At 56.3% G+C, this 26699-nt stretch carries 18 protein-coding genes and 1 pseudogene; 8 read left to right on the forward strand and 11 right to left on the reverse strand.

The features are described from left to right. Positions 1–28: 28 nt before the first annotated feature. Positions 29–2884, reverse strand: a complete 2856-nt coding sequence (gene rcsC / locus LH23_RS21020; protein ID WP_039295488.1) for a two-component system sensor histidine kinase RcsC — start codon at positions 2882–2884, stop codon at positions 29–31. 123 nt (positions 2885–3007) lie between these two features. Next, positions 3008–5644, reverse strand: coding sequence for a DNA topoisomerase (ATP-hydrolyzing) subunit A (gene gyrA, locus LH23_RS21025; protein ID WP_039295489.1), 2637 nt, complete (start codon positions 5642–5644; stop codon positions 3008–3010). A 160-nt stretch (positions 5645–5804) separates the two neighbouring features. Here gyrA and ubiG point away from each other — a divergent pair, with 160 nt between their 5' ends. The 4 genes from ubiG (at position 5805) to yfaE (ending at position 10658) form a co-directional block, all read left to right on the forward strand. Further along, positions 5805–6524, forward strand: a complete 720-nt coding sequence (gene ubiG / locus LH23_RS21030; protein ID WP_039295490.1) for a bifunctional 2-polyprenyl-6-hydroxyphenol methylase/3-demethylubiquinol 3-O-methyltransferase UbiG — start codon at positions 5805–5807, stop codon at positions 6522–6524. Positions 6525–6879: 355 nt separating this feature from the next. After that, positions 6880–9165 (forward strand): class 1a ribonucleoside-diphosphate reductase subunit alpha, encoded by a 2286-nt coding sequence (nrdA, locus tag LH23_RS21035; RefSeq protein WP_039295492.1) that lies wholly within the window; start codon positions 6880–6882, stop codon positions 9163–9165. 104 nt (positions 9166–9269) lie between these two features. Beyond that, positions 9270–10400, forward strand: a complete 1131-nt coding sequence (gene nrdB, locus LH23_RS21040) for a class Ia ribonucleoside-diphosphate reductase subunit beta (protein WP_008459840.1) — start codon at positions 9270–9272, stop codon at positions 10398–10400. A 3-nt stretch (positions 10401–10403) separates the two neighbouring features. Further along, positions 10404–10658, forward strand: coding sequence for a class I ribonucleotide reductase maintenance protein YfaE (gene yfaE / locus LH23_RS21045; protein WP_008459838.1), 255 nt, complete (start codon positions 10404–10406; stop codon positions 10656–10658). Between the two features lie 42 nt (positions 10659–10700). Here yfaE and glpQ read toward each other — a convergent pair whose 3' ends face one another. Both glpQ and glpT read right to left on the reverse strand, forming a co-directional pair. Continuing rightward, positions 10701–11756, reverse strand: coding sequence for a glycerophosphodiester phosphodiesterase (glpQ, locus tag LH23_RS21050; protein ID WP_419672754.1), 1056 nt, complete (start codon positions 11754–11756; stop codon positions 10701–10703). Between the two features lie 19 nt (positions 11757–11775). Next, complete coding sequence (glpT, locus tag LH23_RS21055) at positions 11776–13128, reverse strand: glycerol-3-phosphate transporter (protein ID WP_039297062.1); 1353 nt, start codon at positions 13126–13128, stop codon at positions 11776–11778. A 234-nt stretch (positions 13129–13362) separates the two neighbouring features. Between glpT and glpA the strand changes: the two are divergent. The 3 genes and pseudogenes from glpA (at position 13363) to glpC (ending at position 17451) form a co-directional block, all read left to right on the forward strand. Further along, positions 13363–15007, forward strand: a pseudogene (glpA, locus tag LH23_RS21060) (anaerobic glycerol-3-phosphate dehydrogenase subunit A). Next, complete coding sequence (gene glpB / locus LH23_RS21065) at positions 14997–16262, forward strand: glycerol-3-phosphate dehydrogenase subunit GlpB (RefSeq protein WP_039295497.1); 1266 nt, start codon at positions 14997–14999, stop codon at positions 16260–16262. Before glpA ends, glpB begins: the two are co-directional and overlap by 11 nt. Beyond that, the gene (gene glpC, locus LH23_RS21070; RefSeq protein ID WP_039295499.1) at positions 16249–17451 is read left to right on the forward strand and encodes an anaerobic glycerol-3-phosphate dehydrogenase subunit GlpC; all 1203 of its coding nucleotides are present in this window, start codon (positions 16249–16251) and stop codon (positions 17449–17451) included. The genes glpB and glpC overlap by 14 nt, the downstream gene beginning before the upstream one ends. A 3-nt stretch (positions 17452–17454) precedes the next feature. Here the strand turns inward: glpC and LH23_RS21075 are convergent, their stop codons facing one another. Continuing rightward, complete coding sequence (locus LH23_RS21075) at positions 17455–18651, reverse strand: nicotinamide mononucleotide deamidase-related protein YfaY (RefSeq protein ID WP_039295501.1); 1197 nt, start codon at positions 18649–18651, stop codon at positions 17455–17457. 92 nt (positions 18652–18743) lie between these two features. After that, complete coding sequence (locus tag LH23_RS21080) at positions 18744–19286, reverse strand: YfaZ family outer membrane protein (protein WP_039295503.1); 543 nt, start codon at positions 19284–19286, stop codon at positions 18744–18746. A gap of 260 nt (positions 19287–19546) precedes the next feature. Between LH23_RS21080 and katA the strand changes: the two genes are divergently transcribed. Further along, complete coding sequence (katA, locus tag LH23_RS21085; RefSeq protein ID WP_039295504.1) at positions 19547–20995, forward strand: catalase KatA; 1449 nt, start codon at positions 19547–19549, stop codon at positions 20993–20995. A 13-nt stretch (positions 20996–21008) separates the two neighbouring features. On the opposite strand, the gene menE is transcribed toward katA, so the two are convergent. The 5 genes from menE to menD are packed head-to-tail and all read right to left on the reverse strand — an operon-like array spanning position 21009 to position 26633. Beyond that, positions 21009–22364, reverse strand: a complete 1356-nt coding sequence (gene menE / locus LH23_RS21090; protein ID WP_039295506.1) for an o-succinylbenzoate--CoA ligase — start codon at positions 22362–22364, stop codon at positions 21009–21011. Further along, entirely contained in the window at positions 22361–23326 is a 966-nt protein-coding gene (gene menC / locus LH23_RS21095) for an o-succinylbenzoate synthase (protein ID WP_039295508.1), read from the reverse strand. The genes menE and menC overlap by 4 nt, the downstream gene beginning before the upstream one ends. Then, positions 23326–24183: a 1,4-dihydroxy-2-naphthoyl-CoA synthase gene (gene menB / locus LH23_RS21100; RefSeq protein ID WP_008459804.1), complete on the reverse strand. Its 858-nt coding sequence runs from the start codon at positions 24181–24183 to the stop codon at positions 23326–23328. Before menB ends, menC begins: the two co-directional genes overlap by 1 nt. 9 nt (positions 24184–24192) lie before the next feature. Next, complete coding sequence (gene menH / locus LH23_RS21105; protein ID WP_039295511.1) at positions 24193–24966, reverse strand: 2-succinyl-6-hydroxy-2,4-cyclohexadiene-1-carboxylate synthase; 774 nt, start codon at positions 24964–24966, stop codon at positions 24193–24195. Further along, a complete protein-coding gene (gene menD / locus LH23_RS21110) occupies positions 24963–26633 on the reverse strand; it encodes a 2-succinyl-5-enolpyruvyl-6-hydroxy-3-cyclohexene-1-carboxylic-acid synthase (RefSeq protein WP_039295512.1) in 1671 nt (556 codons plus the stop codon). Before menD ends, menH begins: the two co-directional genes overlap by 4 nt. Positions 26634–26699 lie beyond the last annotated feature (66 nt).

The raw sequence follows: 26699 nt of genomic DNA on the forward strand, positions 1-26699 counted from the left end.
TCATGCGGGGCTTTTTTATGCGCTTATTTTACGAGACATCGCGAGTGCTTCGCACCCGGGCAGCATAAACCGCCAGCGTCTGTTTAATCACATCCAGCGTTACCGGTTTGGATAAACAACTGTCCATACCGGACTCCAGGCAGCGCTGCTTCTCTTCCGCCAGCGCGTTTGCCGTCACGCCAATCACCGGCAGCGTCAGCCCTAACTGGCGAATACGCTGTGTCAGGCGATAGCCGTCCATGTTCGGCATGTTGACGTCACTGAGTACGATATCAATATGATTTTTGCTGAGCACATTCAGCGCATCGATCCCGTCATTGGCCGTTTTGCATTGATACCCGAGCGAGCCGAGCTGATCGGCCAGCAAGCGACGGTTGATCGGATGGTCATCCACCACCAGAATCATCATGTCATCATTTTGCTCGCTTATCTCACTCGCTGCCGTCAGGGCCGGTGAACTGCCCGGCACATCCACGGTGATGCTGTAAATCCGCCCCAGCAGCGGCAGCAGTTCGTGCGGCGCCGCGACGCTGTGTACCCAACAGCCAGGTTCAAACTCAACGGGAATCCCAATATGGCGGCGGCAGAAGACAATCGCCGCCCTGCCGCCCCACGGCGCCGCCAGATTATCATCGGTAATCAGAATATCGTCGCTGCCCGGCGTTTCACCCGACCAGGATTGCGCCTGTAGCCCGTTTTTGACCAGCAAGGATTCCAGATAACTGCTGAGATAATCATTGCGAATAGCCAGCCAGCAGCGCTTGTCCGCCAGCCCTTCAACATTATTCTTCGGCGCAAACTGCGCTTTATACAATGGGATGCGAACCGTAAACTGGCTGCCCATTCCCGACTCGGTATCCACCGAGATATCACCGTCCATCATGCTGATAAGCTTTTCGCAAATCGCCAACCCCAGCCCGGTTCCCTGGAAATTGCGCTGCACGCCGGTTCCGACCTGGAAGAACGGGTCAAAAAGGCGGGTCACTTCTTTGGTCGGGATCCCTACCCCGGTATCACGCACCCGGAAGCTCAGGTAATCTCCGTTGATCGAAACATGCAGGATAATACAGCCAATATCGGTGAACTTAATCGCATTACTGAGCAGGTTGGAGATGACCTGCTGCAAGCGCATGGGGTCGCCCTGCAACGTTAAAGGTACATCGTCGTCGATAAAGCAGTACAGCCCCAGCTGCTTGCGAACCACCAGCGGCAAATAGTTGGCGGTAATGTGACTCATCACCTCGCGCGGAGAAAACTCACGCGGCTCAATCTTCAACTGCTCTGACTCGATTTTCGAGAAGTCGAGAATGTCGCTGATGATTTTCAGCAGCAGGCTCGACGAGTTGTTCATCGCCGTGACCAGTCTGTCCACGCCCTTCGGCAGCTCTTTGGTCTGCAGGAGATCGAGGTTACCGATAATGCCGTACAGCGGCGTACGCAGCTCGTGGCTGACGGTGGCGAGGAACATGGATTTCGACTGGCTCGCCTGCTCAGAGGCCTGGGCCATCTCCTGCAGGGACTCCTCCATCTTCACGCGGGCGCTGACGTCAACCAGCACGCAAATTGCCACATTCTCATTGCGGTAGCGCGAATGCACAAAGCTGATCTGCAGATTGGTGTGGTTGCTGGTCATCACATCGACAAAATTGACCTGCTGGCCGCAGATTATCTGCGTCAGCCGCTGCCTGTCCTCGTGCGTCAACATATTGAGGTAATTGTGCGCCAGTTCGTTACTCAGAATATTCGTGCCGTCCTGGGTGCGCAAAATACAGATACCAACAGGTGCAGACGCGACGATTTTCCGGTTGAACTGCTCGTGCTCTTCCAGTCGCTGGGCGTCGCTTTCGGCCGGAATAAAGATCCTGCGTTCATACATTCGCGCCAGGGTAAACAACACAATACCCACCAGTACGTTGAGTAAAACCGCATTAAGGATCAGCATTCTGATGCTTTCCAGCACCAGATCGACAGGCACAGAGTAAATTACGCTCAGCGAAGACGGCGGCAGATTTTTCTTCAATACCAGCGCCTTAAAACCTGACGTATAGCCAAACCAGGCGCGATCCTGAATCCAGCGACTTTCCGGCTCAATACGTGATTCCGGGCCGGTCAGCGAAATCAGCGGATGACCGTTTTCATCCAGAATCGTGACGCCAATAGGCAGCGTGCCCGGCGTCAGGAAGTTCTCCATCCGCACAGTTTGCTCAATCCCCAACAGCGCCTGGAGACGGTTCGCCAGATAGACCGGCGTCAGCGTATAGAAGTAACCAATACCAGGGCGCGGCCCCTGCCCAATCCAGTAAATGCTGTTAGCCCGTTCATCCTGCGGCGCGGTACGGTACTTCATGATGCGCTCATGCAGCGTTTTCAGCGCATTTTCCCGCTCCAGCGGCATATCACGCAGCCCAAAATCTGCCATGCAAAGATTATCGCCGCCAATCAGGAACACCCGGTTGAGATCGTACGCAGCGGAGAAGTTATCGCGCCAGTAGCGCAGGAACCAGGACAGCGACTGCAGCGAACTGCGCCAGGTCGCGCTCACCGCCGAACAGTCAGAGTCCGGGAACAGGGGCATAAACGTGGGGGCATCGGTTTTATCCGCGCTTTGATCGAGCGGAGGGAGCACGCCGTTGGGCGCCGTGAGGCGGTTTTCAGCAATGTACTTCAGCTCTTTCACCACGTCCGACGTGCGCTGTATGTAGCGCTGGGCCTGGTCAAAGCTGATGTTAAATTCCTGACGAATCTCCGACTCTTTATCGTGCAGCGCGTTGACGATGTAAAATACGGAAAACAGCGCGATAAGCAGCCAGAGCAGAAGCGCCAACGCCCTGAACAGGTAGCGCGAAATTTTAAGGGTGCTGCGAAAAGAGACGAAGTATTTCAAATTGGGCCTGAAAGTACGCGAGCGAGTGAACAGAGATGCGCTTAAGGTAGCCGCAAAACCTTTGTCCCGCAACGGCAAACAAAAAAGGCCGCTTGCGCGGCCTTTTTTACAGACTATTCCGGATTATTCGTCCGCTTCGTCGGCAACATCATCATCGGTATCCGCTTCCGGCGCGATATCATCGTCCCCTTCTGCAACGCTACCGTCGATGCTGTCCAGCTCTTCGTCATCCACAGGCTCGGCGACGCGCTGCAGGCCCACAACGCTTTCGTCTTCCGCAGTACGGATGAGAATAACGCCCTGGGTGTTACGCCCAACCACGCTGACTTCAGACACACGAGTACGCACCAGCGTACCGGCATCGGTGATCATCATGATCTGGTCGGTGTCTTCCACCTGCACCGCCCCAACGACGCTGCCGTTACGTTCGGTGACTTTGATGGAGATAACGCCCTGCGTTGCACGAGACTTAGTTGGATACTCGGCCGCCGCGGTACGTTTACCATAACCATTCTGCGTAACGGTCAGAATCGCGCCGTCACCGCGAGGAATGATCAGCGACACCACTTTGTCGTCACCGGCAAGTTTGATCCCGCGAACGCCCGTTGCGGTACGGCCCATGGTACGAACGGCGTCTTCTTTGAAGCGCACCACTTTACCTGCAGCCGAGAACAGCATCGCTTCGTCGCTGCCGTTGGTTAAATCAACGCCAATCAGCTCGTCACCTTCGTTAAGGTTAACGGCGATGATGCCCGCAGAACGCGGACGACTGAAGTCGGTCAGCGCTGTTTTCTTCACGGTGCCGCTTGCGGTCGCCATGAACACGTTGATGCCTTCTGCGTACTCGCGCACCGGCAGAATTGCGGTGATGCGCTCGTCCTGCTCCAGCGGCAGCAGGTTCACAATTGGGCGGCCACGCGCGCCACGGCTCGCTTCCGGCAGCTGATACACCTTCATCCAGTACAGGCGACCACGGCTGGAGAACAGCAGGATCGTGTCGTGGGTGTTGGCCACCAGCAGGCGGTCAATAAAGTCTTCTTCTTTAATACGGGCGGCCGACTTGCCTTTGCCACCGCGACGCTGCGCTTCATAATCGGTCAGCGGCTGATACTTCACATAGCCCTGGTGAGACAGGGTGACCACCACATCTTCCTGGTTGATCAGATCTTCAATGTTGATATCTGCGGTGTTAGCGGTGATCTCGGTGCGGCGGTTATCGCCGAACTGATCGCGCATCGCTTCCAGCTCTTCGCGAATCACTTCCATCAGGCGCTCTGCGCTGCCCAGGATGTGCAGCAGTTCGGCGATCTGCTCCAGCAGCTCTTTATACTCGTCGAGCAGTTTTTCGTGCTCAAGGCCGGTCAGTTTCTGCAGACGCAGATCCAAAATCGCCTGAGCCTGCTGCTCGGTGAGGAAGTATTTGCCGTCACGGATGCCAAACTCTGGCTCCAGCCACTCAGGACGAGCAGCATCGTCGCCCGCGCGCTCAAGCATTGCAGAAACGTTGCCCAGGTCCCAGGAACGGGCCACCAGGCTCGCTTTTGCTTCGGCAGCATTTGGCGAGTTACGAATAAGCTCGATGATCGGGTCGATATTCGCCAGAGCGATCGCCAGACCTTCGAGGATGTGTGCGCGGTCGCGCGCTTTGCGCAGCTCAAAGATGGTACGACGAGTCACCACTTCGCGGCGGTGGCGCACGAATGCAGACAGGATCTCTTTCAGGGTCATGATCTTCGGCTGACCATGGTGCAATGCCACCATGTTAATACCGAAGGAAACCTGCAGCTGAGTCTGGGAATACAGGTTATTGAGCACCACTTCGCCCACGGCGTCGCGTTTAATCTCAATAACAATACGCATACCGTCTTTATCAGACTCATCGCGCAGGGCGCTGATGCCTTCCACGCGTTTGTCTTTGACCAGCTCGGCGATTTTCTCGATCAGGCGAGCTTTGTTCACCTGATACGGAATTTCGTGAACGATAATGGTCTCGCGGCCGGTTTTCGCGTCCGCTTCGACTTCAGCACGGGCGCGAATATAAATTTTACCGCGGCCGGTACGATACGCTTCTTCAATACCGCGGCGGCCGTTAATGATAGCGGCAGTCGGGAAATCCGGGCCAGGGATGTGTTCCATCAGCCCTTCAACGCTGATGTTCTCGTCTTCAATATAGGCGAGGCAGCCGTTGATCACTTCGGTAATGTTGTGCGGCGGAATGTTCGTCGCCATCCCGACTGCGATACCGGATGCACCGTTTACCAGCAGGTTAGGAATTTTGGTTGGCATGACGTCTGGAATTTTTTCGGTGCCGTCGTAGTTATCGACGAAATCAACCGTCTCTTTTTCCAGGTCTGCCATCAGCTCGTGGGCGATTTTCGACATACGGATTTCCGTATAACGCATCGCCGCGGCGGAGTCGCCGTCTACGGAACCGAAGTTACCCTGGCCGTCGACCAGCATGTAACGCAGGGAAAATGGCTGTGCCATACGGACGATGGTGTCATAAACCGCGGTATCACCATGAGGGTGATATTTACCGATAACGTCACCAACAACACGGGCGGATTTTTTGTATGCTTTGTTCCAGTCATTGCCCAATACGTTCATCGCGTAAAGCACGCGACGGTGTACCGGCTTAAGTCCATCGCGGACATCTGGCAGTGCGCGGCCGACAATAACCGACATCGCATAATCCAGATACGAGCTCTTTAGCTCTTCCTCAATGTTGACCGGCGTAATTTCTCTGGCAAGGTCGCTCATGTAACCGCTATCCCTCTACTGTTTTCCCGGATTCAAAGGTCGCAAATTATAACACATCCGGCCCTGTGTGGGGAAACCTCAACGCAATTGTCGGCGCTTTATTCACGCCGTTAGCCTGATATACTGCCTGCCTTAACATCTGCAAGGAGTCACCGCTGTAATGAATGCTGAAAACCAACCGGTTACGCAGAACGTCGACCACGAGGAAATCGCCAAATTTGAAGCTGTCGCTTCCCGCTGGTGGGATCTGGAAGGCGAGTTTAAGCCGCTGCACCGTATCAATCCTCTGCGTTTGGGTTATATCAATCAGCGCGCCGGTGGTCTGTTCGGCAAAACCGTGCTCGACGTTGGCTGCGGCGGCGGCATTCTGGCGGAGAGCATGGCGCGTGAAGGCGCCAACGTCACCGGCCTGGATATGGGCTTTGAACCGCTGCAGGTGGCTCGCCTTCACGCGCTGGAAAGCGGCGTTAAGGTGGACTATGTCCAGGAGACCGTAGAAGAACACGCGAGCAAACATGCCGGGAAGTACGACGTCGTAACCTGTATGGAAATGCTGGAGCACGTGCCTGACCCACAGTCTGTGGTTCACGCCTGCGCGCGCTTAGTTAAACCCGGCGGCCACGTCTTCTTCTCCACCATCAACCGCAACGGCAAAGCCTGGCTGATGGCCGTCGTCGGCGCAGAGTATGTGATGCGCATGGTGCCGAAAGGCACGCACGATGTTAAAAAGTTTATCAAGCCCGCCGAACTCTTACGCTGGGTGGATGAAACCCCGCTGCGCGAGCGCCATATGACCGGATTACATTTCAACCCCATCACCAACGTATTCAAGCTTGGCCCTGGGGTAGATGTTAATTATATGCTGCATACTGAAGCATAAATCGGCATATCGTATAAGGATTGATTATCGATAATTGCGCCAGAGTCGTTGCGCAATTATCGATGAAGTTTAAGAAATCAGCACCCGATCAAAATTTTCATTTTTTTTGCATCCCATTGACAATTCCCTCAAGCCTTACGTGACGTGGACTTACGAAAAAAGCGCCCTGGGGAACCTCATTTTATTGATGAAATCAATACTTGTACTGAACGGATTCCTTACTAGAATACTCACCATCTAGTGACCAATTTGTCACCCACCCCCTATATATAGTATTTATCCACAGAGTTAGTCACAGGCTAGCGGATGTGTATAAATCAGGGGAAAACTCATCTCACGGACAGGTAAAACTCACATGAATCAGAGTCTGCTGGTTACAAAACGCGATGGCAGCCAAGAGCGCATCAATCTGGATAAAATTCATCGGGTACTCGACTGGGCCGCTGAGGGTCTGAACAACGTCTCCGTTTCCCAGGTTGAGCTGCGTTCCCATATCCAGTTTTACGACGGCATCAAGACTTCTGACATTCATGAAACCATCATCAAGGCTGCAGCCGATCTGATCTCCCGTGACGCACCGGATTATCAGTACCTCGCCGCTCGCCTGGCAATTTTCCACCTGCGTAAAAAAGCTTACGGCCAGTTTGAGCCACCGAAGCTTTACGATCAGGTTGTGAAAATGGTTGAGATGGGTAAATACGATCGTCACCTGCTGGAAGACTACACGGAAGAAGAGTTCGAGCAGATGAACGATTTCATCGATCACTGGCGTGACATGAACTTCTCTTACGCGGCGGTGAAGCAGCTCGAAGGTAAATACCTCGTGCAGAACCGCGTCTCCGGTGAAATCTACGAAAGCGCGCAGTTCCTCTATATTCTGGTCGCCGCCTGCCTGTTCTCCGGCTACCCGCGTGAAACCCGTCTCAGCTACGTGAAACGTTTCTACGACGCGGTGTCCACCTTCAAGATTTCCCTGCCTACGCCAATCATGTCCGGCGTGCGCACCCCGACCCGTCAGTTTAGCTCCTGCGTACTGATCGAGTGCGGCGACAGCCTGGATTCTATCAACGCCACCTCCAGCGCGATCGTGAAATACGTTTCCCAGCGCGCTGGCATCGGTATCAACGCCGGCCGCATTCGTGCACTGGGCAGCCCGATTCGCGGTGGTGAAGCGTTCCACACCGGCTGTATCCCGTTCTACAAACACTTCCAGACCGCGGTGAAGTCCTGCTCCCAGGGCGGCGTGCGCGGCGGGGCGGCAACGCTGTTCTACCCGATGTGGCATCTGGAAGTAGAAAGCCTGCTGGTGCTGAAAAACAACCGTGGTGTGGAAGGCAACCGCGTGCGCCACATGGACTACGGCGTACAGATCAACAAGCTGATGTACACCCGCCTGCTGAAGGGCGAAGAGATCACCCTGTTCAGCCCGTCTGACGTGCCGGGACTGTACGACGCTTTCTTCGCCGACCAGGACGAGTTCGAACGCCTGTACACCAAATACGAAAAAGACGACAGCATCCGTAAACAGCGCGTGAAAGCGGTGGAACTGTTCTCCCTGATGATGCAGGAACGCGCCTCCACCGGCCGTATCTACATCCAGAACGTTGACCACTGCAACACCCACAGCCCGTTCGACCCGGCGATTGCCCCGGTGCGCCAGTCCAACCTGTGTCTGGAAATCGCCCTGCCGACCAAACCGTTGGACGACGTCAACGATGAAAACGGCGAAATCGCCCTGTGTACGCTGTCCGCGTTCAACCTTGGCGTGATTAACGGCCTGGACGATCTGGAAGAGATGGCCGTGCTGGCTGTTCGCGCGCTCGACGCCCTGCTCGACTACCAGGATTACCCAATTCTGGCGGCAAAACGCGGCGCCATGGGTCGTCGTACCCTGGGTATCGGCGTGATTAACTTTGCCTATTATCTGGCGAAGCACGGCGTACGTTACTCCGACGGCAGCGCAAACAACCTGACGCACAAGACTTTCGAAGCCATTCAGTACTACCTGCTGAAAGCGTCAAACGAGCTGGCGAAAGAGCAAGGTGCCTGCCCGTGGTTCAATGAAACCACCTATGCAAAAGGCATCCTGCCAATCGACACCTATAAGAAAGATCTGGATGCCATCAGCAACGAGCCGCTGCATCTGGACTGGGAAGGCCTGCGTGAGTCCATCAAAACTCACGGCCTGCGCAACTCCACGCTTTCTGCCCTGATGCCGTCCGAGACCTCTTCGCAGATCTCCAACGCCACCAACGGCATCGAGCCGCCGCGCGGCCACATCAGCATTAAAGCGTCGAAAGACGGGATCCTGCGCCAGGTTGTGCCGGATTATGAAGCGCTGAAAAACAACTACGAACTGCTGTGGGAAATGCCGAGCAACGACGGCTATCTGCAGCTGGTTGGCCTGATGCAGAAGTTTATCGACCAGTCGATCTCTGCCAACACCAACTACGACCCAACGCGCTTCCCGTCAGGCAAAGTGCCAATGCAGCAGCTGCTGAAGGATCTGCTCACCGCCTATAAATTCGGCGTGAAGACCCTGTACTATCAAAACACCCGTGACGGCGCGGAAGACACTCAGGATGACCTGGCGCCTTCCATCCAGGACGATGGCTGCGAAAGCGGCGCATGTAAAATCTGATTGTCGTTTTTCCCTCACCTCTGCTTATCCCGGCCCCGTGCCAGTCCCCTCTCCCTTAGGGAGAGGGTCAGGGTGAGGGAAAACAAAATAACGGAATACAAATAATGGCTTACACTACTTTTTCACAGACGAAAAACGATCAGCTCGCCGAGCCTATGTTCTTTGGCCAGTCGGTCAACGTCGCGCGCTACGACCAGCAGAAATACGACATCTTCGAAAAGCTGATTGAAAAGCAGCTCTCCTTCTTCTGGCGCCCGGAAGAAGTAGACGTCTCCCGCGACCGTATCGACTTCCAGGCGCTGCCGGAGCATGAGAAGCACATCTTCATCAGCAACCTGAAGTACCAGACGCTGCTGGATTCCATCCAGGGCCGCAGCCCGAACGTCGCTTTACTGCCGCTGATCTCCATTCCTGAGCTGGAGACCTGGGTTGAAACCTGGGCGTTTAGCGAGACCATTCACTCTCGTTCTTACACCCATATCATCCGCAACATCGTGAACGATCCGGCGATCGTCTTCGACGATATCGTCACCAATCAGGAAATCCTCAAGCGCGCCAAAGACATCTCTGGCTACTACGACGACCTGATTGAGATGACCAGCTACTGGCACCTGCTGGGCGAAGGCACGCACAACGTGAACGGCAAAACCGTCACCGTGAACCTGCGTGCGCTGAAGCGTCAGTTGTACCTCTGCCTGATGAGCGTTAACGCCCTGGAAGCGATTCGCTTCTACGTGAGCTTCGCCTGTTCCTTCGCTTTTGCCGAGCGTGAGCTGATGGAAGGTAACGCCAAAATCATCAAGCTGATCGCCCGCGACGAAGCCCTGCACCTGACCGGCACCCAGCATATGCTGAACCTGATGCGCAGCGGCGAAGACGATCCGGAAATGGCCGAAATCGCCGTTGAATGCCGCCAGGAATGCTACGACCTGTTCGTGCTGGCCGCTCAGCAGGAAAAAGAGTGGGCAGATTACCTGTTCCGCGACGGCTCGATGATCGGCCTGAACAAAGACATCCTCTGCCAGTATGTGGAGTACATCACCAACATCCGCATGCAGGCTGTGGGCCTTGACCTGCCGTTCCAGACTCGCTCTAACCCGATTCCGTGGATCAACGCGTGGCTGGTGTCCGACAACGTTCAGGTTGCGCCGCAGGAAGTGGAAGTCAGCTCCTACCTGGTGGGCCAGATTGACTCGGAAGTCGATACCGACGATCTGAGCAACTTCCAGCTGTAAACAATGGGCCGCATTACGCTCAGCATTACCGGTGCGCAGTTGATGAGCGAAGAGGAACACCCTTCGCTGCTGGCGGCGCTGGAGTCACACAAAGTCTGCGTAGAGTATCAGTGCCGGGAAGGCTATTGCGGTTCGTGCCGCACTAAGCTGCTGGCGGGTGAAGTTCAGTGGCTGACCGAGCCGCTGGCGTTTATCCAGCCCGGTGAAATTCTCCCCTGCTGCTGCAAAGCGCGGGGAGATATCGAACTCGAGATGTAGTGATGTAAAAAAGGCCGCAAATGCGGCCTTTTTCATTAGCGATTACGGCTTATTCAGAAACCGCACGGCCTTATCCGGGAAGTCAGTAAACAGCCCATCCACGCCTGCCTGGTTATACAGCACGTCGTACAGCTGATTCACATCGCTCACGTAGTCCGGCAGCGCGTCCGCCCTCACCGTGTAAGGATGCACGGTCAATTTGCTGGCGTGCGCTTCGGTCACCATGTCGGTGAGCTTCACGTTCCCTTTGGTTGACGCCTTCTCCACCAGCATATGGTAGTCCGGGCCAATGCCGTCGGCATACTGGGCAATCTGCTTCATCGCACCAGGCTTAAACATCCAGTCGTAGCTGTAGTTCACCCATTTGCCGTCCGGCTGTTTTTCCTGAGTCTCATTCCAGTCGGTATAGGCGATAAGCTGCACCAGGTTAAGGTTCATGCCCATCTTCGGCTCAAGCTCGTTTTTAATGCGCTTCAGTTCGGCGGCATCAAAACACTGAAGATAAACCTTATCCTGCTTGCTGGTGTAGCCATACTGCTTCAGCACCTCAAGGGTTTTCGCCGCAATATCCTTACCTTCCTGGTGGTGGAACCACGGCGCTTTTATCTCAGGGTAGATGCCAATATTTTTCCCGGTGGAATGGTTCAGCCCCTGAACAAACTCGATCTCTTCTTCAAAGGTGTACACGCGGAAGTCGGATTTACCCATCGGGAAACGCCCCGGATAAGTCTGCACCTGCTTGCCGTTAACAATGTCGAAGCCCTCGGTGAACTTCAGGGACTTGATTTCCGCCAGCGTAAAGTCGATGGCGTAGTAACGCCCGTCTTTACGTGCCCTGTCCGGGAAGCGCTTCGCGACGTCGGTCACCCTGTCCAGATAGTGGTCATGCAACACCACCAGTCTGTCGTCTTTGGTCATCACCAGGTCTTGCTCAAGATAATCCGCGCCCTGAGCATAGGCCATCGCCTTCGCCGGCAGCGTGTGCTCGGGCAGGTAGCCGCTGGCGCCCCGGTGGGCAATCACGATTTTATCCGTCGTCTGGGCGAAGACGCTGCTGGTTGCCACCAGCACCACGCCCGCCAGTAAAGATTTTGCCATCAGTTTCATGGTGTTTTCCTTAGCCGTTTTTCAGCATTTTTTCATCGTGGTGTTTACGCTCACCAATCATCACCACAATCAGCAACAGCACGGCCAAAATACTGCCGCCAATCATCACGATAAAGCCGCCGTCCCAGCCGAAGAAGTCCACGGTGTAGCCGACAATCGCGCTGGCCGCGACCGAGCCGCCCAGGTAGCCAAACAGGCCGGTAAAGCCCGCTGCCGTCCCTGCCGCTTTCTTAGGTGCAAGCTCAAGCGCATGCAGGCCAATCAGCATCACCGGGCCGTAAATCAGGAAGCCGATAACGATCATACAGGCCATATCCACGCCCGGATTGCCCGGCGGGTTGAGCCAGTAAACCACGGTGGCAATTGTCACCAGCACCATGAAGAACACGCCTGTCGCGCCGCGGTTACCTTTGAACACCTTGTCCGACATCCAGCCACACAGCAGCGTGCCGGGAATACCCGCGTATTCATAAAGGAAGTAGGCCCACGAGGATTTATCCAACGCGAAGTGCTTCACTTCTTTCAGGTAAGTTGGCGACCAGTCCAGGATGCCGTAACGCAGCAAATAGACAAACACGTTGGCAATGGCGATGTACCACAGCAGACGGTTAGGGAAGACGTACTTCATGAAGATCTGCTTAGCCGTCAGCTCTTCTTCCGCTTTCTCGCTGTAATCGTCCGGGTAGTCGTTTTTGTACTCTTCAATCGGCGGCAGGCCGCAGGATTGAGGCGTGTCGCGCATTAAACCGAAAGCGATAATCGCCACAATGATGGCGGCGAAAGCGGGCATGTACAGCGCCGCATGCCAGTCGTTAAACCACGCCATCCCCAGCAGGAACAGCAGCGGAGGAATACCGCCCCCGACGTTATGGGCGCAGTTCCAGACGGAAACAATGCCCCCACGCTCTTTCTGCGACCACCAGTGCACCATGGTGCGCCCGCACGGCGGCCATCCCATGCCCTGGAACCAGCCACAGGCAAACAGCAGCACAAACATGATTGCGATGCTGGACGTTGCCCACGGCACAAAGCCCATAAACAGCATCACGGCGGCGGCAAGAATCAGCCCGGCGGGTAGAAATACGCGCGGATTCGAGCGATCAGAGACCGAACCCATGATGAATTTCGAAAATCCGTAAGCGATCGAAATCCCGGAAAGTGCAAAACCGAGATCGCCTCGGGAGAAGCCCTGCTCCACCAGATACGGCATCGCAAGGGTAAAGTTTTTCCTCACCAGATAGTAAGCGGCATAACCAAAAAAGATGCCCATGAAGATTTGCCAGCGCAGGCGGCGATAGGTCGGGTCTATCTGCTCCTTTGGCAAACGCGCCTGGTGCGCGGCAGGTCTAAAGATACTAAGCATACGAGCCTCCGTGGCCTGGATTTGCGGCGGGAGCAAACGGCTCCTGCCAAATGTTCTTTTGCGAGCGCATGGTAGTTATCTGTGCGCGTATTTACTGTGAAACATCGCACACAATGTTACATTTTTATTACAAAAAGGCGAAATAGTGCATATTTCTATTAATAATTTTCGTTTATTGCTCGAATTTGCTCGCAATCAAACATTCCACACTTTCTTTATGGCTGAATAACGGTAATGAAAAAGGGGATAAAGGAGCGCCATGTGAGCAGAGAAACGGACGTGATAATCATCGGCGGAGGAGCGACCGGGGCTGGCATAGCACGAGACTGCGCCCGCCGCGGGCTAAAAGTTCTGCTGCTTGAACGCCACGACATCGCGACGGGTGCCACCGGCCGCAATCACGGCCTGCTTCACAGCGGCTCACGCTATGCGGTCACCGACGGGGAATCCGCCAAAGAGTGCATCGAAGAAAACCGCATTCTGCGGCGGATTGCCCGCCACTGTATCGAGCCCACGGATGGCCTGTTTATCACCCTGCCGGAAGATGATCTGGCATTCCAAAGCGGGTTTATCGCCGCCTGTCGCCAGGCCGGTATTCCAGCAGAAGCGTTGGATCCCAAAGAGGCATTACGGCTGGAGCCGTCAGCAAATCCATCTCTTCTCGGCGCGGTGCGCGTCCCGGATGGCACGGTCGATCCATTCCGCCTCACCGCCGCTAACATGCTTGATGCCAAAGAACACGGGGCAGAAGTGCTGACGGGTTGCGAAATCACCGGCCTGATTCGTGAAGGCTCCCGCGTTTGTGGCGTGCGCGTCTTCAACCATCTTACCCGCCAGGCAGGTGAATTCCGGGCGCCAATGGTGGTAAATGCCGCAGGGATCTGGGGGCAGCGCATCGCAGAATACGCCGATCTCAGCGTAAAAATGTTCCCGGCCAAAGGAGCATTACTGATCCTCGGCCACCGCATCAACAACATGGTCATCAACCGCTGCCGCAAACCGGCAGACGCCGATATTCTGGTACCCGGCGATACCATCTCGCTCATCGGAACCACCTCGACACATATCGGCTACGACCAAATCGACAACATGTGCGTCACGCCGGATGAAGTGGACACGCTGATTCGTGAAGGGGAAAAACTGGCTCCGGTGCTTGGCCGAACGCGCATTCTTCGGGCCTACGCTGGCGTCCGGCCTCTGGTTGCCAGCGACAACGATCCTACCGGGCGCAGCGTCAGCCGAGGAATTGTGCTGCTGGACCACGCGAAACGCGACGGCATGGATGGCTTCATCACCATTACCGGCGGGAAACTGATGACCTACCGCTTGATGGCGGAGTGGGCAACGGACCTGGTTTGCGAGCGTTTAGGGAACACCACGCCCTGCTCCACGGCTTCGGCGTCGCTGCCGGGCTCCGAGCAGACCGCGGAGCAAACGCTGGGGAAAGTTATCTCCTTACCGCCAACAATTCGCGGCTCCGCAGTCTGGCGGCACGGTGACCGCGCAACGCGGCTGCTCAATAACAGCCGACTCAGCAACAGCCTGGTGTGCGAATGCGAAGCCGTCACCACCGGCGAAGTGCGCTATGCCATTGATGCCCTTGGTGTAAAAAACCTGGGAGATTTGCGCCGCAGAACGCGCGTCGGCATGGGCACCTGCCAGGGCGAGCTGTGCGCCTGCCGGGCAGCCGGTCTCCTGCAACGCTTCCAGCTCACTACGCCTGCCCAATCGCTGGAGCAACTCTCTCACTTCCTCAACGAACGCTGGAAGGGCGTTCGGCCTGTCGCCTGGGGGAATACATTGCGAGAAAGCGAATTTACCGCCTGGGTTTACCAGGGATTGTGCGGCCTGGACAACGGAGAACAGGGATGAAATTTGACACGATTATCATTGGCAGCGGCCTGGCCGGACTGACAGCCGGCATAAAGCTGGCGGAGAGCGGCCAGCGCTGCGCCATCGTCAGCCGAGGGCAAAGCGCGCTGCATTTTTCTTCTGGTTCACTGGATTTGCTTTCGACGTTACCGGACGGCACTCCCGTTCACCAACCAGAGGCCGCACTGGAAAACCTGGCCGGGCAAGCGCCTCAGCATCCCTACAGCCTGATGGGCAAAGAAAACGTGCTGGCGCTTGCCGCAGAGAGTGAACAACTGCTGGCCAGGGCTGGCATTCCGCTGGTGGGGCATCACCGCCAGAATCACCTCAGAATCACGCCGCTGGGCAAGCAAAGAGCCAGCTGGCTCAGCCCGCCGGAAGTGCCGCAGGCGCCGTTGCCCTGGAAAAAAGTGACGGTGATTAATATTGCTGGCTTCCTGGACTTTCAGGCGGAACTGGTGGCGGGCTCACTGTCTGCCACCGGTTGTAACGTGCACGTCGCCGAGCTTACCCTGCCCGTGCTTGATGTCTTGCGAAATAACCCAAGCGAGTTTCGGGCCGTAAACATCGCCCGGGTACTGGATCTGCCGGAAAACCTCTCAACGCTGGTGGATGAACTCAGGCTGCTGCTGGGCAGCGGCGAGGCCATGATTCTGCCCGCCTGCCTGGACCTGGAAGCCCAAACGGTGATAGCCGTTGAGCAGGCTCTCGGTGTGCCGGTAAAACTCCTGCCAACCCTGCCGCCTTCGGTACTTGGGATGAGGCTACACAATGCGCTCCGCCGCCGTTTTCAGTCCCTGGGCGGGCTTATCATGCCCGGAGATACCGTGACCGGCGCTCAGCTTGAACAAGGCTGCATCCATGCCCTGTTCACCAAAAATCATCGTGAAGTGCCGCTGCGGACCCAGCATGTCATCCTGGCCAGCGGCAGCTTTTTCAGCGGCGGGCTGGAGGCTACCCGGCAACACGTCATCGAACCTATCTTCGGGCTGGACGTGAACATCCAGGCCGAGCGAGCCACCTGGAGTAAGACAGATTTCTTCACGCCGCAGCCCTGGCTGCAGTTTGGTCTCACCGTGAATAACCACTTCCAGCCGTCTCACCACGGGGAACACACTAAAAATCTCTACGCTATTGGCTCGGTGCTGGGAGGCTTTGATCCTATTCAGCAGGGATGCGGAGCCGGCGTGTCGATGCTCACGGCGCTCTGTGTGGCCAATCAAATCCTTGTTACAGCGGAGGCTTGCCATGAACCTGCTTGATGAAACCAGCTTTGAAAGCTGCATTAAATGCACGGTCTGCACCACGGCTTGCCCGGTCAGCCGCGTACGCCCGGAATATCCAGGGCCAAAACAGGCCGGGCCCGACGGGGAAAGGCTGCGCCTGAAAGATCCCTCGCTTTATGACGACGCGCTAAAATACTGCACCAACTGCAAGCGCTGTGAAGTCTCCTGCCCGTCCGAAGTCAAAATTGGCGATATCATCCAGCGGGCGCGGGCCAAATATGGCGAACATAAACCTTCGCTGCGGGATGCGATTCTCAGCCATACGGATTTACTCGGTACGCTCTCCACGCCTTTCGCTCCGCTGATCAACGCTACTACCGGTATGAAGCCGGTACGCAAGCTGCTGGATAAAACCCTGAAAATTGATTCCCACCGCGAGTTGCCTAAATATTCCTTCGGTACCTTCCGCCAGTGGTATCGACGCCAGGCGGCGCACCAGGCCAGCTTCCCGCAACAGGTTGCTTTCTTCCACGGCTGTTTCGTGAACTACAACCATCCGCAGCTCGGCAAAGACATGGTCAAAGTGCTTAACGCGATGGGCATCGGCGTCCAGTTGTTGCAAAGAGAAAAATGCTGTGGCGTGCCGCTTATCGCCAACGGCTTTATCGAAAAGGCAAAGAAACAGGCAAGGGTAAATGCCAGCTCGCTGGAAGAGGCCGTGATACAGCGCGGGCTGCCGGTCATTACGACTTCGTCAACCTGTACCTTCACGCTGCGCGATGAATATCCGCATATTCTTGGCATCGACACAGCTCCGGTTCGCGAACAGATTGAGCTCGCCACGCGTTATATCTGGAAACTGCTGGAAGAGGATGGCAGAACGCTACCGTTAAAAAACACGCCGCTGCGTATCGCTTACCATACGCCTTGCCATATGGAGAAAATGGGCTGGACGCTTTATTCCATTGAGCTGCTGCGCCGCATTCCCGGCGTGGAACTGGTGATGCTGGACTCCCAGTGCTGCGGCATTGCCGGCACCTATGGTTTTAAAAAGGAGAATTACCCAACGTCCCAGCGCATCGGCGCCCCGCTGTTTCAGCAAATTGAAGAGAGTGGCGTAGACCTGGTGGTAACGGACTGCGAAACCTGTAAATGGCAGATAGAAATGTCCACCAGTAAACGCTGCGAGCACCCGATCACGCTGCTGGCCCGGGCGCTCGCCTGAAGTTTAGAGGCTGCCCGACTCTAAGACATTAATCCAGCCGTGCTCACTTTCCAGCGGCTGGCCGTTGAACCAGCGGCGCAGCACATTAAGCGCCATCATGGCGCAGACTTCCTGGCGTATTGCCAGCGCGTGGCGGCTGGTTCCAAACTTCACGCCCAGTCCAAAAGTGCCGTCTGGCGTGGAGAGCGCAAAATTAATCTGCTGCCCTTCTTCGCCAGAAATCACCAGAGCCAGACTGCTCTGTTGGTTCAGTCGCAATGCTGCGCTGGACGCTAACGCCTCAGCCAATGTTTCAGTTGCCTGCGGTAAAACACGGCTCGCCCGAAGTGCGGCCTGCGCCCGGTTTAACTGTAGCGCCAGCAGGCCCCCGGTAAACTGTTCGCTAATCGCGATGGTGAGAGAACGCTCAGCAAGGCGACGTGCTATTTGTGCAGGAAGCCCTTCGGTACCCTCAAAAATCAGACTTTCCCCTGCTACACGGCGAACTTCCGGCCAGACGGCCTCCATCGCTTCACGCTGGCTGGCCGGGCCGGTCAGTTTAAGCTCAATGATGGGCATCGATGAGCGATAGCCCATCACCACCCCCTCAGGCAGCGCCAGCGGATCAAGAGATTGCGCCAGCTCGCTCTCGGAGCGCCCAAAGGTGGTTAAACGCAGGCATATTGGCGGCTCGGGAAGCGTAAAACGTTCACGCAGCCGGGGCATGATTTGTTTGTCCACCATCGCCTTAAATTCTGACGGTACGCCGGGGGTGAAAAACATCAGGCAGCGGTTTAAGGTCAATGCAAAGCCGCAGGCGGTACCCACGGGATTGTCGATCATTTCACTGTTGGCCGGGATTTGCGCCTGCTTACGGTTGCTCGGTGCCATCACCCGCCCACGCTCGGCAAAAAACTGCTCCATATAGGTTAACCATTCCGCGTGCTCAACCAGCTCAACGCCCGCCGCCGTAGCCGCCGCCAGTGCACTTAAATCATCGCTGGTTGGCCCCAGGCCACCGTTAACAATCAGCACATCGGCTTCATGGCTTCGCTCTTTCAGCACGGCAACCAGGTCAGGCAGACTGTCGCCGACCGTATTGCGGCGTGACATGGGTAACCCCTGATTAAAGAAATAGTCGGCAAGCCAGGCAGCATTGGTATCGGTAATTTGCCCGTACAGCACTTCATCGCCAGTGGACAGCATTTCTACTTTTAACATCTTTTACTCCGCAGCAGGGGAACGCCCCACTATAGCGCAGGCACCAAAGAACGGCAGGCATAAAAAACGCGGCTAAAAGCCGCGTTGAGGGATTAGAAGCTGGCGCTCACGCCCACATACGGGCCGTCGGCAACGGTGTCAGTACGATCGCCGTCTTTGCCGCCGAGGCTAATGTAGCGGTAGCCCACTTGCGCCGAGAACGGACGCATAAAGTTCCAACTTGCACCGGCGCTGGCCTCTTTATAGTCCTTCACGCCGCTGGACAGAGAGTCCGGGGAGTAGTAGTAATCGCCAAATACGGCAATATCAGGCGTGATTGGCCATCTCAGACCGCCACCTGCCGCAACCGCATAGCCTTCTTTACGATCTTTCGGATGCAGGTAAACGCCACGACCGCCTACGGTTGCCATCATCGGCCCCAGAGGAATATTAAAACCGAGGCCAAGGCCTACGGCATCACCGTTGTCGTCGTTATGCGCATAGTTACCGGTTACCGCGATGCCGCTGCTTTCGGTGCCAAAACCCACGCCGAGATTAGTGTATTCCTTACCGACTTCAGCACTCACGCCAATTGCGCTGGCACCTGCAGAAACCAGCAGCAAACCCGCGCCGCCGGCTAAAAGTAATTTATTCATTCCTTGGTTCCTGAAAAAGAAAAAGGGCTACCCTTAAAAATGCCATTGGATGGCGTGGCGCATTATCTTATTAACACGCTGGAAAATGCCAATATTTCCTTGATTGTAAGAAAATGAAAAGACACCTTTTTGTGTGACAAGATCAATGCAACCGGGTAGCGCCAAATGACACATTGAGCAGGTGAATAATAAGCACAGTAAAATAACGGATTTAAATAAACGCTTTTTTACTGTGAAACCTGGCTACCAAGGAGGCATTAATGAGCAAGAAAGGATTAACAACCGGCGCAGGCGCACCCGTTGCGAACAACAACAATGTTGCTACCGCAGGCCCACGTGGCCCGATGCTGCTTCAGGACGTCTGGTTCCTTGAAAAACTCGCCCACTTTGACCGCGAAGTGATCCCTGAGCGCCGTATGCACGCGAAAGGCTCTGGCGCATTTGGCCATTTCACCGTCACCCATGATATTACCCGCTACACCCGGGCAAAATTATTTTCAGAAATCGGCAAAAAAACTGAGCTTTTCCTGCGCTTCTCCACCGTGGCAGGTGAGCGCGGCGCGGCGGATGCTGAACGAGATATTCGCGGCTTTTCCATGAAGTTTTATACCGAGGAAGGCAACTGGGATCTGGTGGGCAATAACACGCCGGTGTTCTATCTCCGTGATCCGCTGAAGTTTCCGGACCTGAACCACGTCGTCAAACGCGATCCGCGCACCAACCTGCGTAACCCTACGTATAAATGGGATTTCTTCTCACATCTGCCGGAAGCCCTTCATCAGTTGACCATTGATTTCAGCGACCGTGGCTTACCGCGCTCTTATCGTCACATCCACGGTTTCGGCAGCCATACCTTCAGCTTTATCAATAGCGACAATCAGCGTTTCTGGGTGAAGTTCCACCTCAAATCCCAGCAGGGCATTGAGAACCTGATGGATGACGAAGCCAGCCGCCTGATCGCAGAAGACCGCGAAAGCTCCCAGCGCGATTTGTACGAATCCATTGAGGCCGGTGACTTCCCTCGCTGGACGCTGTTCGTGCAAATTATGCCGGAAGCCGAAGCATCAAAAACGCCGTACAACCCGTTTGATCTGACCAAAGTCTGGCCTCACGGCGACTATCCATTAATGGAAGTGGGCGTGCTGGAACTGAACCGCAACCCGGAAAACTACTTCTCTGACGTTGAACAGGTGGCGATGTCTCCGGCCAACGTTGTGCCAGGTATTAGCTTCTCGCCGGACCGTATGCTACAGGGCCGCCTGTTCTCCTACGGCGACGCGCATCGCTATCGCCTGGGCGTGAACCACCATCAAATCCCGGTGAACGCGCCAAAATGCCCGTTCCACAACTATCACCGCGACGGTGCTATGCGGGTGGACGGCAACAGCGGCAATGGCGCAACCTACGAGCCAAACAGCTTTAACGTTTTCCAGGAACAGCCAGATTTCAGCGAACCGCCGTTGAGCCTGGAAGGCGCGGCCGACCACTGGAACCATCGGGAAGATAGCGACTACTTCAGCCAGCCGCGCGCGCTGTATAACCTGCTGAGCGATGAAGAGCATCAGCGTATGTTTGCGCGCATTGCGGGTGATATGAAAGACGTCCCGGAAAGCATTCAGAACCGTCAGATTTGCCTGTTCAGCCAGGTACATCCTGAATACGGTGCCGGGGTGGCGAATGCACTTCAGGCACTGAAGAACAATAAGTAATACCTTGCAGGGGTTATGCCCCTGCAACCCACTCAATCAGCCTGCGGCGGGATATTTTAATCCCGCCCTGTTTTAACTCCTGCGGCAGCGTTAACCAGCGCACGGGCCGCTGAAAACGGGGCAGTTTTCCATCAAGCCAGGCGGCAATGTCGTTAAACTCACATCCTGCACTAATCTCAACCACGGCAACGGGTCGCTGTCCAAATTCAACATCGTCAACCGGCACCACAAACACCTGCTGAACCGCTGGATGCGCGGCAATTACCCGCTCAACCTCTTCCGGCTGGATACCCTCCCCGCCGCTGAAAAATTGGTTATCAAGACGCCCGACGATCGTCAGGCGGCCCGAATGCAAAACGCCCCGATCTCGGGTAGCAAACCAGCCCTGCTCGTTCACCAGAGGAATAAGCTGCCCGGCCCGCCAGTAGCCGCTGGCCAGGCTATCCGCCTGTATCCACACTTCTTCATCGACGATTTTTACCTTACGGCCCGGTAACGGAGCCCCCACATCTGGCTGACCGTCGGCGCGTTTGGCGCAAACCGTAGAGGCCAGTTCGGTAAGGCCATAACCACACCAGCAACGCACCCCGCGCGCTTCGGCCTGCTGCGTCAGTTCAACGGGAATGGCTGCCCCGCCAAGGAGCACGTCGCGCAACGCCAGAGGTTCCTGTTTCTCCAGCAACCGCCACAGCTGAGTTGGCACTAAGGAAGCGTGACTGCATCCACGTAGCGCCTCATTTATCGACTGAGCGGTCGATATCACCAACTGGCCGCCAGCATACAGCCAGCGCCAGAGAATTCCCTGCCCGGAGACATGGAACAGCGGCAAAGACAAAAGCCAGCTATCGTCCGGGCCGTAATCCATCATCGCCAGTACCCCCGCCGCGCTGGCTAGGTGCGCCGAGCATGTATGCACGGCCGCTTTGGGTAACCCGGTTGAACCAGAGGTCAGCGTCATTGAGGCAAAACGCGATGGCAACCAGGTTTCGCGCCAGGGCTCGGCCTTCACCAGCCGCAGTGGCGTTAATCCCAGCAGCGAAGAACTATCGGGAAAAGTTAACCCGTAGCTCAGCGTCAGCGACGGTAAAAGCTGCGCCAGCAGACTGTCCGGAAGCTGAGGATTTACTGGCAGAATACGCGCCCCGCACTGCCATAACGCCAGCCAGGCGAGCAGCGTTTGCGGGCCATTTTTCGCTTTAAGCGCAACACCGTCACCTTCTTTTACGCCCTGCTGGCGAAAGCCTCCCGCCAGCGCATCTACGCGCTGGCACAGAGTTGACCAGGTTAAGCACTCATCGTCGAGGCGGAGCGCAACGTTTGTGCCCCGAACGTCGGCCCAGTGACGCCACGGCCAGTCGGGAAAGATCATCGAATACGCTCGAGCTGGTCTGCGGTGACACAAGGTAGCGGACTACCGGGCCAGTTGCGCTCAAGCTGAGACTGCATCAGGGACAAAGTATCCAGCCCAGGCAAGGTTCCCGGCGTAAGCCAGGCGGCGATGCGGGCCAGTTGAGTCAACCCGAGGCTGGACTCAATGGAGGAACTGATCACCGCTTTCAGCCCCAGACGGTTTGCCGTCGCAACCTGTTCGCGCACTTTGTCCAGGCTACCGGTCAGCGTCGGTTTGATCACCACTGCCGAAACGCCCGGCTCAGCGGTGAAAGTAAAATCCGCCTCCCGCAGGCTTTCGTCCCAGGCAATAGCAATCCCCGTTTCCCGGCTGAACTCTCGGGACTGCTCGCGGGTTTTGCACGGTTCTTCGATAAAATCAATGCGCGAGCGGTGATCCGGGTTGACGTATTTGGCGAACTGCTGCGCCTTGAGCGGCGTCCAGCTGCGGTTAGCATCCAGACGCAGGCGAAGTTCAGGCACGGCTTCAAGCAATAAATTAACCACCATGCCGTCGCGAACGGCTTCGTACAGACCCACTTTCACCTTCGCGATTTTTTCACCCGGCATTTCTGCCAGTGCCAGGATCAGCTCGTCCGGATCGCCTGTACACAGAGGGGCAGCGCGATAGTCAGCGGCCTGTGGCAGCGTACCTTCAGCCTCAGCCAGCGCACAGCTCAGGCCAAAGGCGGCCGACGGCAATTCGGGCAACGGAGTCGATTCATCGGCCAGCCACTGTTCAAGCCATCGTTCGACCTGCGCCTGAGCCTCCGCGAGTGTTTCCTGGCTAAATCCCGGCAGAGGGGAAATTTCCCCCCATCCGCTACGCTCACCTGATGTCAGGCGCACCAGCAGCCCATCTCTAAATTTGAGACGCTGGTCGCGAAGCACTACGCCAGCCTCCATCGGGATTTGAAAACGCCACAGCGCCGCGCTACGCATTACGGGTTCCGTTTAAATTTGCTGAAGTCCGGCTGGCGCTTCTGGTTAAACGCGTTGCGCCCTTCCTGGCCTTCTTCGGTCATGTAGAACAGCATCGTGGCGTTCCCGGCCAGTTCCTGCAGCCCGGCCTGACCATCGCAGTCGGCATTCAGCGCCGCTTTCAGGCAACGCAGCGCCATCGGGCTGTTTTGCAGCATTTCGCGGCACCAGCGCACGGTCTCTTTTTCCAGATCGGCAATCGGTACAACGGTATTCACCAGGCCCATATCCAGGGCTTCTTTCGCGTCGTACTGGCGGCACAGGAACCAAATCTCGCGCGCTTTTTTCTGGCCGACAATACGCGCCATGTAGGAAGCGCCCCAGCCACCATCAAATGAACCGACTTTGGGGCCCGTCTGGCCAAACACGGCGTTTTCGGCCGCGATGGTCAGGTCACACATCATGTGCAGCACATGGCCGCCACCGATGGAGAAACCCGCCACCATCGCCACAACTGGTTTAGGGCAGGTGCGAATTTGGCGCTGGAAGTCGAGCACGTTCAGGTGATGCACGCCGCTTGCGTCCTGATAGCCGCCGTAGTCACCACGCACTTTTTGGTCGCCGCCCGCACAGAAGGCTTTTTCCCCTTCACCAGTGAGAATAATGGTGCCGATGTTGTCGTCATAGCGAGCATCGGCCAGGGCATTGATCATCTCTTTGACGGTCAGTGGACGAAACGCATTACGCACTTCCGGGCGGTTGATGGTGATTTTGGCGATGCCATCGCTGGATTTGTGGTAGCGAATATCGGTGTAACCTTCGGAGCAATCCAGCCATTCAATCGGGGCATAAAGCATTTGTTCATCAGGATAAATCATGAAAGATCCTTACAGGTCATATTGACGAAAGAGGGTTAACAGAGCGGAACTGAACGCGGCGGGAGCTTCACGATGAGCGTTATGTCCGGCCCCTGAAATCAAGGTCAGAGAACAGCTCAGCTCGGTGGCAATGGCGTGAAACTTTTCGTCTCGTTCACCGCAAATAAAATGAAACGGCACGGCAAGCTGGCAGAGCTGTTCGCGTAAATCGGGTTGCCGGGCAAGCGAAGTCGCTTCCAGCATTCGGGCTAACGCCTGAGGATTGTTTTGCGCACGCAGGGCAACTAAGTCAGTCCGTTGCGCACGGCTGAGGGAACGGAAAACAGGCTGCTGATACCAGTCGTTCAACACGGTCTGGATATCTTCGTGCATCAAACGCTGCGCCCAGCGGGCATCGTTCAGCGCTCTCGCCTCGCACTCAGTCCCACTTCTCAGGCCAGGGTGGCTACCTTCTACCACCAGGCCACGCAGCCCTTTCGACCCAGGCTGACAGGCGTGATACATCGCGATGCGCCCGCCCAGGGAGTAACCGACAAGCCAATAGTGATGTATGTCGTGATGTTTGAGGGTATTTCGTAACGCGCTATCAACCTCGGCAAAACTCTGCACGTGAACATCGGTGGAACCACCGTGGCCGGGCAGGTCCACGCATAGCTGAGGCCAGTCGGAAAAGTGCGGCTCAAGCGCCTGCCACTCATGATGGCTACCAAGAAAACCGTGCAGCCAGACTATCCACGGCTGAGTTGAAAGGTGGCCCGAATGCGGCACGGCATGCAGGATCATGCCTGGCTAACCAGGGCCAGCAAATGCTGCAGCGTCTGAGCACCGGCGGTTTCCGGCACGCTAATTTCAATCACCGTCGCCCCAGGGCGCAACCAGGCCCGACGAACGGCCTCTTCAAGCGCCTGCCAGGTTTCAGGGTTTTGATAACCCAACTCAAACATGGCGGCAGCGTGGGAGAAATTCACATTTTGCGGCATACAGTAAAAACGCTCACGTTCTTCGGCAGGCGTCGGCAAAAGTGAGAAGATCTGGCCACCGTTATTGTTGACCACCAACAGCACAAACGGCGCCGAGGCGTGGCGCAGCAGCGCCAGAGCATTAAGGTCATAAAGCGCTGATATATCGCCGACTATCGCGAGCGTGGAGCGTGCCGTTGCCCTTTGAACGCCTGCGGCGGTAGACAACAGACCATCAATGCCGCTCGCACCTCGATTGCTATAAACCGGATACCCAACGGGAAGCTGGGCGAAAGCATCGATCAAACGAACAATTAAACTGTTGCCCACAAATAGCTGGCCGCCTTCCGGCAGCAACTGCGGCAGGCGCTGGGCAACCTGCGCCTCGCCAAATTCACGGGTTCCTTGTTCAACCTTTTCCAGCGTCTGCCAGGCCAGAGACGTTAACGCTTCGGCCCAGGGCAGGCGTTTTTCTGCCGGATGTTTTTCCAGCCAGGCTTCGACGCTGGCGACCAGACGGCGACCACGGTGACTGGCAGGATCAAGACGCCCGGGCTGCTTGTCCACCAGCCAGTACTCTTCCGGCCTGCAGGCGGCCTGCCACTGAAGCACCCGTTTTCCAGTCAGGCTGCCGCCAAACTGGATGACAATTTGCGCCTGTTCAAGACAAGTCACGGCCTGGCTATTGCTCAGCCACAGGTCTGCACACGGCAACGGCTGACCGGTCTGCGAAAGTACATCGCCAATGAGCGGCCAGCCTAGCATTTGCGCCCAGGCCGCAACCTGCTCACCTTCGCTGGCAGAAAGCCTGCCTGCCACCACCACGCCACGCTTTTGCCGCCAGAAGAACCAGTCTCTTTGCTTCGGCACCGCGTTTTCGTGCACTTCACGCAGCCAGGGCGTGTTACCCTCCCACCAGCCTTCGAGCTGGTTTTGCCAGTCGACGCCGGTATCATCCGGCGCACCATAAAGCGGTTCGGCAAAGGGGCAATTGATATGTAGTGCGCCCCCGTTGAGCTGACCGACGGTGCTGTCAATCGCAGAGACCAGCCAGCTGGCGGGAATATCATGCGTTGGACGAGGCAGGTTAAGTACAGCGGAAGGATGGGAGCTAAACAGCCCCGGCTGGCGAATCGCCTGGTTTGCACCGCAATCAATCAGTTCGGGCGGGCGATCGGCCGTCAGTAGAATCAGCTTTTCGCCGGTCAGCCCGGCTTCTATCACGGCAGGATAAAGATTGGCCACGGCGGTACCGGAGGTCACGATGATTGCCACCGGCTCGCCGTTGGCCTTCGCCAGCCCAAGCGCCAGATGGCCCAGACCGCGTTCATCAAAGTGAGTATGGCAAATGAAACTGCGGTTTTCCGCCGCGCTGAGCGTCAGCGGCGTGGAGCGGGAGCCGGGCGCGATACACACATGCCGCACCCCATGTCGGGTTAATGCTTCGAGTATGACGCCCGCCCAGCGGCGGTTAAATGAGCTTATCGACATAATATTGTCCGCAGTCAATTTCGACTATCGATTATAAATACTATGGCAAGGGTTAAATTGATTTGC

Source organism: Cedecea neteri, assembly GCF_000758305.1.
GTDB lineage: Bacteria > Pseudomonadota > Gammaproteobacteria > Enterobacterales > Enterobacteriaceae > Cedecea > Cedecea neteri_C.